This is a genomic window from Sediminicoccus sp. KRV36, assembly GCF_023243115.1.
Lineage (GTDB): Bacteria > Pseudomonadota > Alphaproteobacteria > Acetobacterales > Acetobacteraceae > Roseococcus.
Genome location: NZ_CP085081.1, coordinates 885,145 through 897,798, shown reverse-complemented (window position 1 = coordinate 897,798; position 12,654 = coordinate 885,145). Strand labels below are relative to the sequence as shown.

The following is a 12,654-nucleotide window of genomic DNA, read 5'->3' as shown; positions in this document are numbered from 1 at the left end:
ATGGTGGTGATGCCCATTGCAACACTCGCCGAGCGCGCCGTCCTGGAAGTGACGGGTGAGGACCGCCTCGCCTTCCTGCAGGGGCTGGTTTCCAATGACGTGGCCATGGCAGCACCCGGCCGCGCCATCTGGTCCGCATTGCTGACGCCGCAGGGCAAGTGGCTCGCGGATTTCTTCCTGACCGCCGAGGCCGACCGCCTGCTGATGGATGCCGAGGCCGCCCAGGCGGACATGCTCTGTGCCAAATTGCTGCGCTTCCGCCTGCGCTCCCGCGTGGCCATGGCGGTGCTGCCGGGCTGGGTGGTGCAGGCGGGTTGGGGCGGCGCGGCGCCGCCGCCGGGTGCCACGCCCGACCCGCGCCTGCCCGAGGCCGGCTGGCGCTGGCTGACGCCAAGCCCCGTGCCCGCCGACGCGACGCCGGCCGCCTATGACCGGCATCGGCTGGGGCTCGGCCTGCCGGATGGCTCGCGCGACATGCAGGCGGAGCAATCCGTGCTGCTCGAGGCGGGGTTTGATGAACTGCACGGCGTCTCCTGGTCCAAGGGCTGCTACATGGGCCAGGAATTGACGGCGCGGACCAAGTATCGCGGCCTGGTGAAGCGCCGGCTGGTGCCGGTGGAGATCGAGGGGCCCCTGCCCGCCCGCGGGACGCCGATCACGCTGGCCGGGGTGGAGGAGGATGCCGAGATGGGCGAAATGCGCTCCGGCCAGGATGGCCAGGGGCTGGCGCTGCTGCGGCTCTCCGCCCTCGGTCAGGCGCTGCGCTGTGGCGAGGCCGTGCTGCGCCCGCGCATCCCCGGCTGGATGAAGCTGCCCGAGCCGAGCGATGCCTGACGATCACGGCCCCGGCGTCCGGTTGCCGCCGCCGGTCATCGTGGTGGCTGCCCTGCTTCTGGGCTGGGGGCTGCAGCAGCTGGTTCCCGTGCGGCTCGGGCCGCCGGCGGTGGCCTTCGGCGGGATGCTGATCTTCCTGGCGGTGGGCTGGATCGGCTGGGCGCTGCTGGTGCTGGTGCGCGCCGGCAATGACCCGAGGCCGGACCGGCCCGACCAGGTTTTCGTCGCGGCCGGGCCCTACCGCTTTGGCCGCAACCCGATCTATGCCGGCTTCCTGCTGTTCCTGGCCGGGGTGGCGTTGAGCTGGGGCACGCTCTGGGCCTGGCTTGCCGTCGGCGCCGCCTTCCTGGCGCTGGACCTGCTGGTGGTGCGGCGCGAGGAAGCCTATCTGCGCGGCCGCTTCCCGGAGAGCTACCCGGCCTACGCCGCCCGCACCCGCCGCTGGGTCTGACCTGCTGAAAGCGCTGCGCGGGGTCGAGGGGCCAGCCCCTCGAGCTCCCTGGCAGGAAACCGGTTTCCTGCACCTTCATTCGGGGGATTGATGCGACCGAGGCTCCAGGGAGCTGAGTTTTCTGGGGAGACAACGAAAGAGGGCAAAGCCGTCTCGCTGTCTGGCCGTCGCCTTCACCGGGCGTTAACCGCCCGGCGGTAATTCGTTCCGTGTGGAACCCGTTCAAGCCGCCTCTGGTTCGCCGCAACCCGCTGCCCGCACCCGCGCGGCGGCGCCAGGCTCCTTCACCGTCGCCCTGGCCGGCGCGCAGGAGGCGACGCCACGCATTCGCGGCGTGGCGCTCTCCGGCACGGGCGGGCGGGCCTGGGAGGCCGCGCCCAATGCCGAATTCCGCCAGCGCATCGCCCAGGCCGAGCGCAGCGCCGAGCATGCCCGTGACGGCTATGGCGTGCGCAATCCCCATTCCGGCGCGCTGGGCCGCTACCAATTCCTGCCGAACAGCCTGCTCGACCTCGGCTGGAAGAATGCGCAGGGTGGCTGGACCCCGCTGGCCGAGCGGCATGGCGTGCGCAGCGAGGCGGATTTCCTCGCCAGCCCCGCCGCGCAGGAGGCGGCGATGTCGCATTTCCTGCGCCGCGTCGAGGTCCAGCTGGACCGCAATGGCGTGATGACGCGCCAGGGCGGCACCGTGCGCGGGCTGAACGGCGCGGAAATCCCGCTGACCGAGGGCGGGCTGGTGGCCGCGGCCCATCGGCGCGGCTCGGGCATGCTGGCACGCTACCTGGCGCATCGGACCAACACGCCGGAAGCGACGCTCTCCGCGCGGGAGCGTTCGGCCTTTCAGGCGGTCGAGCGGCGGTTGCAGGATTTCGGCCAGGTGGCCTATGCCAGCATGCGCCAGCAGCCCAACCGCGCCCTGGCGGCCGCACCCGGGCAAACCACGCCGCCCTCGTAACCAAACCCCTTGCCCGACTCCGCCGCATGGCCACATCTGGCCGTGATGTTGCACATGCTGAAGCTCTCCGTCGGCCCTCGCGATGTGGCGCAGCTGCGCGCGATCCAGAAGCTGCGCGCCGTGGCGGACCCGCCCCTGCGCCACCAGACCCGCATGACGCCCAAGCGCCGCGAGGAAATCCTGGACGGCGGCAGCATCTATTGGGTGGTGGCGGGTTTCCTGCAGGTGCGGCAGCGCATCCTGGACATCATCGAGGATGACTGGGGCGATGGCACGGCCTGCGCCGGCCTGGTGCTGGACCCCAGGCTGGTGATGGTGGAGGCCCGCGCCACCAAGGCCTTCCAGGGCTGGCGCTACCTCACGCCGGAGGATGCACCGCCGGATGTGGTGGAAGGCGTCGCGACTTCGGGCATGGAAGCGCTGCCCCCCGCCCTGAAGGCGGCCCTGCGGGAAGCGCGCCTCATTTAAGCGGATCCGGGGCCTTGTCCTGGTAAAATTTGCGGCCCCGGCGGGTCCAGGGCAGCGCCCTGGAACTTGCGCTCAGAACTCGCGGCGCGGCGGCCGGCGGTCACGCGGCGGCGGTGCTGGCTGCGCCAGGTCCGCTTCCAGCTCCTTGATCTTTGCCTTCACCGAATCGCGCAGTGCGGGCGTCGCATGCGCCTTCATCCCCGCCATCACTTCCTTGAGCTCGCGCAGCTGCTTTTCCTTTTCCACGCGGGTTCGGGAAATGGGGCGGTTGTCACTGAGCTGACCTTCGCGTGAACGCATCGCTCAGACTCCCAGCATCAGGCGGCGGGGGTCTTCCAGGGCTTCCTTGACGCGGACCAGGAAGGAAACAGCCTCCTTTCCATCCACGATCCGGTGGTCATAGGAGAGCGCCAGGTACATCATCGGCCGGATTTCGACCTTGCCGCCAATGGCCATCGGCCGGTCCTGGATCTTGTGCATGCCCAGGATGCCCGATTGCGGCGGGTTCAGGATCGGCGTGGACATCAGCGAGCCGTAGATGCCGCCATTGGTGATGGTGAAGCTGCCGCCCGCCATCTCCTCCAGCTTGAGCTGGCCATCGCGGACGCGCTTGCCGAAATCGGCGATGGACTTCTCGATCTGCGCGAAGCCCATGCCATCCGCATTGCGCAGCACGGGAACGACGAGGCCCGAAGGCCCGCCCACGGCGATGCCCATATGGACGAAGTTGCGATAGATGACCTCGTCACCCTCGATCTCGGCGTTGACGGCCGGGAATTCCTTCAGCGCGGCCACGCAGGCCGTCACGAAGAAGGACATGAAGCCGAGCTTCACGCCGTGGCGCTTCTCGAAGGCATCCTTGTACTCGGCGCGCATCGCCATGACCGCACCCATATCCACCTCGTTGAAGGTGGTGAGCATGGCGGCGGTGTTCTGCGCCTCCTTCAGGCGGCGCGCGATGGTGGTGCGCAGCCGCGTCATCTTGACGCGCTCCTCACCGGCTTCCAGGCCACGGGCGGGCTTGGCGGCGCCGGCCGGGGCGGCTTTGGCGGCAGGCTGGCTCAGGAAGTCCAGGACATCGCCCTTGGCGATCCGCCCATCCTTGGCCGAACCGGCGCCGATCTGCGCGGCGGTGACGTTGCTTTCCGCCATCAGCTTGGCCGCGGCGGGCAGCGGCGCATGGCCGCCCGGGGCGGTGCCATGCACTTCGGCGGCGGCAACCGAGCCACCCCCGGTGCCGACCGGCTTCGCGGCCGCGGTGGGAGGGGCAGCGGGCTTCGCGGCGGCGGCCGCGCCGGAACCGGCGGCGATGCTGCCCAGCACGGCGCCCGGCTCGACCTCGGCGCCGGTCTGGGCCGAGATCGCTTCGAGCACGCCGGCGGTGGGCGCATTCACCTCGACCGTGACCTTGTCGGTCTCGAGTTCGACCAACGGCTCATCGGCGGCCACGGCCTCACCGGCCTGCTTGAGCCAGCGCGCGACGGTCGCGGTGCTGACGCTTTCACCCAGGGTGGGCACGAGAATGTCGGTTGCCATGGTTTTCCGCTTTTTCCTGCAAGTCGTCTTAGTGCATTTGGGCCCGGAGCGTCAGCCAGTAACGCTCCGGGAATCGTATCAGAGGCCCAGGGCCTGCCGGACCAGCGCTTCCTGCTGGGCCTGGTGCACCTTGGCGAGGCCGGTGGCGGGGCTGGCCGCGGCCTCGCGCCCCACGAATTCGGGGCGGGACGCCTTGCCGCCGATGTCCTTCAGAACCTTCTCGATGCGGCGGTCCACGAAATTCCAGGCGCCCATGTTCTCGGGCTCCTCCTGGCACCAGACCACCTCGGCATTCTTGTAGGGGGCCAGCGCCATGGCGAGGCTCTTGGCCGGGAAGGGATAAAGCTGCTCCACGCGGATCAGGGCCACATCCTGGATGCCCTTGTCCCGCCGCTCCTGCCAGAGGTCATAGTAGATCTTGCCGGTGCAGAGCACGACGCGCTTCACCTTTTCCTCCGGGGCGATCGCGTCCATCTCGGGGATGACGTAGCGGAAGGCCGAGCCCGGGCCGAATTCCGCCAGGCTGCTGATGGCAAGCTTGTGGCGCAGCAGCGATTTCGGCGTCATCACCACCAGCGGCTTGCGGTAATTCGCCTTGAGCTGGCGGCGCAGCGCGTGGAAGTAATTGGCCGGCGTAGTGAAGTTGCAGATGCGCATGTTGCGCTCGGCGCAAAGTTGCAGATAGCGCTCCGGCCGGGCGGAGGAATGCTCCGGCCCCTGGCCTTCATGCCCATGCGGCAACAGCATGACAAGGCCGGACATGCGCAGCCACTTGGTCTCGCCCGATGCGATGAACTGGTCAATGATGACCTGCGCGCCATTGGCGAAATCACCGAATTGCGCTTCCCAGAGCACCAGCGTCTTGGGGTCGGCCAGGGAATAGCCGTAGTCGAAGCCGAGCACGCCCGCCTCGCTCAGCAGCGAGTTGAAGGCCTCGAATTTCGGCTGGCCTTCGCGGATATTGTTCAGCGGCGCGTATTCGCGCTGATCCACCTGGTCCACCAGGACGCAATGGCGGTGGCTGAAGGTGCCACGCTGCACATCCTCGCCCGAGAGGCGGACGCGGTGGCCTTCCAGCAGCAGCGTCCCGAAGGCCAGCGCCTCGCCCGTCGCCCAGTCCAGGCCCTCGCCGGTCTCGATGGCCTGCTTCTTGGCTTCGAGCTGCCGGATGATCTTGGAATTGGCGTTGAAATCCGCCGGCACGCGGCAGAGCGCGCCGCCCACCTCGCGCAGCGTGTCCAGCGTCACGGCGGTGTCGTGCAGCTGCTCGACCTGGTCCGTGCCGCCGACAGCCTTGAGGCCGGACCAATGCCCCTCCAGCCAATCCGCCTTGTTGGGCTTGAAGCTGGATGCGGCCTGGAAGGCATCCTCCAGCCGCGCGTTGAACTCATCCTGGATGGATTGGGCATCCTCGGCCGTGACCGAGCCTTCGGCGGCCAGGCGCTCGGCGTAGAGGGTGCGCGTCGTCTTCATCTGGCGGATGCGGCTGTACATGGTGGGCTGGGTGAAGGCGGGCTCGTCGCTCTCATTATGGCCGTGGCGGCGATAGCAGACGATGTCGAGCACGATATCCGCCTGGAAACGCATGCGGAATTCGGCGCAAAGCCGCGCGCACCAGACCACCGCCTCCGGGTCATCGCCATTCACATGCAGGATCGGCGCCTGGATGGCCTTGGCCACATCGGTGCAATACAGCCCCGAATAGGCATGGGCGGGGACGGTGGTGAAGCCGATCTGGTTGTTGGTGACGATATGGATCGTCCCCCCGGTGCGGTAGCCGATGAGCTGGGACATGGCCAAGGTCTCATAGACCAGGCCTTGGCCGGCAAAGGCCGCATCGCCATGCAGCAGAATGCCCATGACGCTGGAGCGCGTCTTCACATCGCCCGACATGTCCTGCCGCGCGCGCACCTTGCCGGCGACGACGGGGTTCACCGCCTCCAGATGCGAAGGATTGGGCTGGAGAGAGAGATGGACGGGCTTGCCCTCGATCTCGACATCGGTGGAGGTGCCGAGGTGGTACTTCACATCGCCCGAGCCCTGCACGTCATCCGGCTTGAAGCTGGATCCCTTGAACTCGGCGAAGACCTGCATGTAGGGCTTCTTCACGACATTCACGAGGACGTTGAGGCGGCCGCGATGGGCCATGCCGATCGCGATTTCCTTCACACCTTCGCGCGCCGCCGTCTCGATCACGGTCTGCACGGCGGGGATGGTGCTCTCGCCGCCCTCCAGGCCGAAGCGCTTGGTGCCGACATATTTCTTGGCGCAGAAGGATTCGAAGCCCTCCGCCTCGGTCAGCTGCAGCAGGATCTGGCGCTTTTCGGCCGGGCTGAAGCCGGTGACCCAGGGTGCGCCCTCGACGCGCTGCTGGATCCAGGACTTCTGGTCCGGATCCTGGATATGCATGAACTCGACGCCGATCGGCCCGCAATAGGTGGCGCGGACGCGTTGCATGATCTCGCGCACCGTCGCGGTCTCAAGCCCCAGCACGTTGTCAATGAAGATGCGCCGGTCGAGGTCGCTTTCGGTGAAGCCCCAGAAGGGGGCGGAAAGCTCGGGGTGCTGCGGCGGGACCTGCAGGCCGAGCGGATCGAGCCGGGCCTCCAGATGGCCGCGCACCCGGTAGGAGCGGATGAGCATCAGGGCGCGAATGCTGTCCAGCACGGCCCGGCGGGTCTCCTCCGGGTCGGTCGCGCGGCCATCATTCGGGCGGGCGGCGCCGGCCGTGGGCTTGGCGGCTGACTTGGCATCCTCGGGCGGGGCGAAGCCGCCGCGTGGGCGCGGCGCCCAGGAGGCGCCCATCGCATCCGTCAGGACGGCGCGGGCATCATCATTCAGCGCGGCGAAAAGCTCAGCGAAGGAGGCGTCCACCGCACCGGGATTCTCAACCCAGCGGGCGTAGGTGTCGGCGAGATATGCCGCATTGGCGCCATTCATTGCGCTTGCGAGGATGTCCACTCCGGCCATTTCTTTTTCACGGGCCCGTCTTGCGGCGGCCCGGCCCTTTCGTGTTCACGGCAATGGCCGCGGCCAGATGCCGCGTTGCCTCGCGTCAGCATAGCGCCAAGCCCGGCCCAAAGGCAGCCCCCGCCCGCATGGGAGGGGCGAGCAAATCGGGCGTCTCGCCATGGGGTGCGGCGCTTCGGCGGGCGATCCTGTTCCAGCCAGGCGCCTGCCCCCCGGATCAGGGCATCGGCGCCGGCCGATCGAGGCCGGGGCCACAGCTTCACCGACACGGCGCTGCGCAGCTGGACCGGGGCCCCGGGCAAGATCGGCCAGGTGGAAACATCTGTCCGGAACGGGTCTTGGGAATTGGCATCCGCCGGGAGACGGATCCGCGTGGGCCTCGCTCAGCCGCGCCGATGGCCAGCCACCGCACCGACATCGGGCAGATTCCCTGGCGTGTGGGTCAGGCCGCCACGCGCCGGCCCAGAAAACCATGCACCGCCTCGGCCAGTGCCGCGGCGATGCGGGCGCGGTGTTCGGGCCGGCGCAGCAGCGCCTCCTCGGCCGGATTGGAGAGAAAGCCGCATTCGACCAGGGCCGAGGGCACGTCGGGCGCTTTCAGCACCACGAATTGCGCGCGGCGCAGCGGCTGGTTGAGCAGCGGCACATCGCCATCCAGCGCATTCACCGTCAGCCGCGCCAGCCGCTCGGAGCCGGCACGGGTCTCCTGGCGCATCAGGCTGAGCAGGATGCGCTGCACCTCGGGCGAGACCGAGGGCAGGCGCAGGCCGCCCGCGCGGTCGGCCAGGTTTTCCCGGCGGGCCAGGGCCGCGGCCAGGGGGTCCGTCGCGGTTTCGGCCAGGGTATAGACCGAGGCGCCGCGCAGGCTGCCACCCTGCCCGGCCGGCATGGCATCGGCATGGATGGAGAGCAGCAGCGCCGCCTCCCGCTGGCGCGCGAGTTCAACCCGGCGGGCGAGCGGCACGAAGACATCGCGCGAACGGGTCATCGCGACGCGGCAACGGCCGCTGGCTTCGAGCACGCGCTTAAGTTCCAGGGCGAGCGGCAGGGTGATGCGTTTCTCCTCGGTGCCAGCGGGACCGATGGCGCCCGGGTCCGCCCCGCCATGCCCAGGGTCGAGCACAACCATGGGGAGCGTCGCGCGTGAACGCGCAACCTGGGCTTGTGCCACAGGTGTCAGGCCGAATCCGGCCAGCCCCGCGAGAAGAAATCGGCGATGGAACCCCTGCATGCGGCCGCGACCCCCACCGCGGCAGTCGCATATTAGCTGATTCCGCACGAAAATCCAGCATCCTCTGCCATCTGCTTGGGCATCGGGCGTCGGTCATGGGGATATCTTTCCGCCAGCGGACGGGGCGGCGGGTTGTGAGCCACCTTCTGCGCGCGTAAGGTGCATTGCCCCAGTGATAGGTGCTGCGGGCGAAACAGGGGCAGCTGGCGCGGTTGTTTCGCGCCATGCCCTGGTCAAACCCCGTCGGATGGACGCCCCCTGGGTGGCACTCCGCGGTCAGCCGGCCGGTTTCGCCAGCGCGCCAGCGGTGCAGCCCGGCGCTCGCGTTTCGTCGCTTCGACCTTCGCGCCCCTGGACTGCCGCAATATCGCCCGCCCGTGAAGGGCGCACATCCGTGGGGGTGGAGCCATTGGGCAAGGCGCCCCGCCACCTGCTGTCCCATAGGGCGCAGAAAACGGCGGACGCCGCGCCCCCGAGTGAGGACGAAAGCGCATGTCACGGACATCGCCGCCGATCGGCCCGCACCCGGATTCCGTCTCTCTTTTCCGCCGCCGGTCAGGATCGGGCTCCGCCCGTCCCCGCCGCGGTGCGGAGTTTTCCTTACATGACCAAGCGCATGTTGATCGACGCGGCCCATCCGGAAGAAACCCGGGTGGTCGTGATGGATGGCCACAGGGTCGATGAATTCGACCTGGAGGCCGCCAACCGGCTGCCTCTGAAGGGCAATATCTACCTGGCCCGCGTGGTTCGCGTGGAGCCCAGCCTGCAGGCCGCCTTCGTGGAATACGGCGGCAACCGCCACGGCTTCCTGGCCTTCGGCGAAATCCACCCCGACTACTACCAGATCCCCGTCGCCGACCGGCAGCGGCTGATCGAGGCCCAGCAGCAGGAAGCCCGCGAGGAAGCCGAGGCCGAGGCGCGCGAGGATGAGCGCCGCGCCCAGGCCCAGGCAGCCCGCGCCGCCGCCGCCGCCCGCGCCGGCCAGCCCGCCCCCGCCGAGGAAGCCGACCCGCGCGACGTGAGCGACGATGCGGTGCTGGAAATCCCCGAGGAAATCGCCGGCGAAGCCGCGCCCACCGCCGAGGAAATCGCGGCCGACCTGGCCGCCGAGCTGGAGGCCGAGCAGGCCGCCCGCGAGGAAGCCAGCGACACGGAGGAAAGCCTCCCGCTCGCCCCGCCGCCCGAGACGCTGGGCGCCACCGAGAGCGAGGCCGAGAGCGAGGCCGACACCGAAGAGCGCATGCGCGAGCGCCGGCCCACGCCGAGCTTCCTGCGCAACTACAAGATCCAGGAAGTGATCCGCCGCCGGCAGATCATCCTCATCCAGGTCGTGAAGGAGGAGCGCGGCACCAAGGGCGCGGCACTCACCACCTATATCTCTCTGGCGGGCCGCTTCTCGGTGCTGATGCCCAACAGCCCGCGCGGTGGCGGCGTTTCCCGCAAGATCACCTCCTCCTCCGACCGCCGGCGCCTGCGCGAGGTGATTGACGAGCTGGACATGCCGCCTGGCATGTCGCTCATCGTCCGCACGGCCGGGGCCCAGCGCCCCAAGCCGGAAATCCGGCGCGACTGCGAATATCTGCTCGGCCTGTGGAACCACATCCGGGAGCGGACGCTGGCCAGCACCGCGCCCGCGCTGATCTACGAGGAAGCCGACCTCATCAAGCGCTGCATCCGCGATGGCTATGCGCGGGACATGGACGAGATCATCGTCGAGGGCGATGAAGCCTATTCCCAGGCACGCGAGTTCATGCGGATGCTCATGCCCGAGCATGCCCGCAAGATCCAGGCCTATCGCGACGGCATCGTCCCGCTCTTTGCCCGGTATTCGGCCGAGGCGCAGCTGGATGCGATGCATGAGCCGACGGTCCAGCTCCGCTCGGGCGGCTATATCGTCATCAACCAGACCGAGGCGCTGGTCGCCATTGACGTGAATTCGGGGCGCTCCACGCGGGAGCGCAACATCGAGGACACGGCGCTGCGCACCAACCTCGAAGCCGCCGAGGAAATCGCGCGGCAATTGCGCCTGCGCGACCTGGCCGGGCTGATCGTCATCGACTTCATCGACATGGACGCGAACCGCCACAACGCGATGGTGGAAAAGCGCATGAAGGACGCGCTGCGCGTGGACCGCGCGCGCATCCAGGTGGGCCGCATCAGCCATTTCGGGCTGCTCGAAATGTCACGCCAGCGGCTGCGCCCCTCGCTGGCCGAAACCACCTTCGTCACCTGCCCGCATTGCCTGGGCCGTGGCACAGTGCGTGGCCTGGAGAGCAGCGCGCTGGCCGTGCTGCGCGCGGTCGAGGAGGAATGCGCCAAGCGCCGCGCCGCCGAGATCACGGTGCGGGTGAATTCGCCCGCCGCTCTCTATCTGCTGAACAAGAAGCGGGACCGCCTGGCCGATATCGAGAGCCGCTGGGGTGTCACCGTCCTGTTCGACCCGGATGACAGCCTGCACGGCGCCGAGACGCGCATCGAGCGCAGCAAGACCCCGCCCGCCCCTGTGAGCGAGCGGCCCGCCGCGCTGCGCATGGATTACGCCGCCGAGGAGGAGACCGACGACCTGGCGGAGGAGACGGCTGAGGAGACCGCCGCCGCCGACGCCCAGGAAGCCGGCATGACCGCCGAGGAACGCGCCCGCCGGCCGCGCCGCCGCCGCCGTGGCCGCAGCGGCCGCCGCGATGGCGCGCCCGCCGAACGTACGGAACCCTCGGACGCGGCCCCGCTGGAGGCCGAGCCCGATGCCGAAGCCGGCCCCGCCCCCGAGGAGAGTGAGGCCCCGGCCCCCGGCGAAGCGGCTGAGGGCGATGATCGCTCGCCGCGCCGCCGTGGCCGCCGTGGTGGTCGCCGCCGGCGTGAGGGGGAGGCGCCGCTGGATGCCACCGCCGAAGCCCCGGACATGCCGGCCGAGCCTGTGCCAAGCCCGACCCCCGGCTATGCCGGCCCGACGCCAGCCGATCCCTTCGGCGGCGCGCCCGACTCGCTGATGGCCGCGATGGAAGCGGCCGAAGCCGCCGCCGAGGCCGCCATGGCCCCCCGGCCGGCACGCCCCGCGCCAGCCCCCGCACCGGTGGCGGCCGAGGCTGAAGAGGCCGCGCCTGCGCTGGTCGCTGAGGAAGCCGCGCCGGTTCCTGTCGTCACGGCAGCCGTGCCTGAGGTCGTCGCGCCAGAGGTCGTAGCGCCAGAGGTCGTAGCGCCTGAGGTCGTGGCCCCCGTGGCCGCAGCGCCCGAGGTCTTGGCGCCTGGGGCCGCGCCCGCCTTGGCGGACATCGCGCCGGCGCCGGTTGTGGCGCCCGAACCGGTCGCCGCCGCGCCCGAGCCTGTGATCGGCCCCGCCATCCTGCCCAAGACCGTCGAGGAGGTGGCCGCCGAAGCGCCGCGCCGTGGCGGCTGGTGGAAGCGGTGACCTCCGCCGAACCCCCGATCCTCGTCAACCGCGAGGGGCCGGTGGTTCATGTGACGCTGAACCGCCCCGCGCGCCGCAACGCGATCGGCGGCGGGATGGGCGAGGCACTGGACGCGTTGCTCGATGAATTGCGCGGCGACGCCGCCGCGCGGATCATCGTGCTGCGTGGAGCGGGCGGGCATTTCTGCGCAGGGCTGGACCTCACGGAGGTGATCGCCGGCACGCCGGAGGAACGGCTTGCGGCGATGCAGGCGCGCAATCGCCGCGTCGGCGCCCGCTTCGAGGAGATTTCGAACCTGCCGCAGGTGGTCATCGCCGCCGTGGAAGGTGCCGCGCATGCCGGCGGGCTCGGCTTTCTCTGCTGCGCCGATATCGCCTTCGCCAGCGCTGATGCCCGCTTTGCCGCCCCGGAGGCGCGCCGGGGCCTGGTTCCGGCGCAGATCCTGCCCTGGCTGGCGCGGCGTATGGGGCGGCCCGATGCCGCGCGGATGGTGCTGGAAGGTGGCGTAATCACCGCCGAGGAAGCGGTCCGCCGCGGCCTGGTGCACGAGATGGCGGCGGATCGCGCCGGCCTGGATGCGCTGGTGGCCGCCAGCATCGCGCAATTGCTGGAGGGCGCGCCGGGCGCCCTGGCCGAGACCAAGAAGCTGCTGGCGGCGCTGGGCCCGCTCTCGCCCGAGGGTTATGCCGAAGCGGGTGCCCAATCCTTTGGCCGCACCGCCGCCGGCCCGGAAGCGGCCGAGGGCATCGCCGCCTTCCGCGAGAAGCGCAAGCCGAGCTGGGCTAAAGCGTAGCGGGCTGGC

10 protein-coding genes are annotated in these 12,654 nt (G+C 69.8%); 6 read left to right on the top strand and 4 right to left on the bottom strand.

The window, feature by feature from the left end; genetic code table 11:
- The 4 genes from LHU95_RS03905 (at position 1) to LHU95_RS03890 (ending at position 2,708) form a co-directional block, all read left to right on the top strand.
- A complete protein-coding gene (locus tag LHU95_RS03905; protein WP_248710073.1) occupies positions 1–834 on the top strand; it encodes a folate-binding protein in 834 nt (277 codons plus the stop codon).
- Positions 827–1,285, top strand: coding sequence for an isoprenylcysteine carboxylmethyltransferase family protein (locus LHU95_RS03900; RefSeq protein WP_248710072.1), 459 nt, complete (start codon positions 827–829; stop codon positions 1,283–1,285). The genes LHU95_RS03905 and LHU95_RS03900 overlap by 8 nt, the downstream gene beginning before the upstream one ends.
- A 211-nt stretch (positions 1,286–1,496) precedes the next feature.
- Positions 1,497–2,240 (top strand): hypothetical protein, encoded by a 744-nt coding sequence (locus tag LHU95_RS03895; protein WP_248710071.1) that lies wholly within the window; start codon positions 1,497–1,499, stop codon positions 2,238–2,240.
- 45 nt (positions 2,241–2,285) lie between these two features.
- Complete coding sequence (locus LHU95_RS03890; RefSeq protein ID WP_248710070.1) at positions 2,286–2,708, top strand: DUF1489 domain-containing protein; 423 nt, start codon at positions 2,286–2,288, stop codon at positions 2,706–2,708.
- 72 nt (positions 2,709–2,780) lie between these two features.
- On the opposite strand, the gene LHU95_RS03885 is transcribed toward LHU95_RS03890, so the two are convergent.
- From LHU95_RS03885 to LHU95_RS03870, 4 genes are all read right to left on the bottom strand, one after another.
- Entirely contained in the window at positions 2,781–3,008 is a 228-nt protein-coding gene (locus LHU95_RS03885) for a hypothetical protein (protein WP_248710069.1), read from the bottom strand.
- 3 nt (positions 3,009–3,011) lie between these two features.
- Positions 3,012–4,244 carry a 2-oxoglutarate dehydrogenase complex dihydrolipoyllysine-residue succinyltransferase gene (gene odhB, locus LHU95_RS03880; RefSeq protein WP_248710068.1) on the bottom strand — a complete coding sequence of 411 codons (1,233 nt, stop codon included), beginning with the start codon at positions 4,242–4,244 and terminating at the stop codon, positions 3,012–3,014.
- 78 nt (positions 4,245–4,322) lie between these two features.
- Complete coding sequence (locus LHU95_RS03875; RefSeq protein ID WP_248710067.1) at positions 4,323–7,214, bottom strand: 2-oxoglutarate dehydrogenase E1 component; 2,892 nt, start codon at positions 7,212–7,214, stop codon at positions 4,323–4,325.
- A gap of 442 nt (positions 7,215–7,656) precedes the next feature.
- Entirely contained in the window at positions 7,657–8,343 is a 687-nt protein-coding gene (locus LHU95_RS03870; RefSeq protein WP_248710066.1) for an N-acetylmuramoyl-L-alanine amidase, read from the bottom strand.
- Between the two features lie 706 nt (positions 8,344–9,049).
- Between LHU95_RS03870 and LHU95_RS03865 the strand changes: the two genes are divergently transcribed.
- Both LHU95_RS03865 and LHU95_RS03860 read left to right on the top strand, forming a co-directional pair.
- A complete protein-coding gene (locus LHU95_RS03865) occupies positions 9,050–11,851 on the top strand; it encodes a ribonuclease E/G (RefSeq protein ID WP_248710065.1) in 2,802 nt (933 codons plus the stop codon).
- Positions 11,848–12,645, top strand: coding sequence for an enoyl-CoA hydratase-related protein (locus LHU95_RS03860; RefSeq protein ID WP_248710064.1), 798 nt, complete (start codon positions 11,848–11,850; stop codon positions 12,643–12,645). The genes LHU95_RS03865 and LHU95_RS03860 overlap by 4 nt, the downstream gene beginning before the upstream one ends.
- The last annotated feature ends 9 nt before the right edge of the window (positions 12,646–12,654 follow it).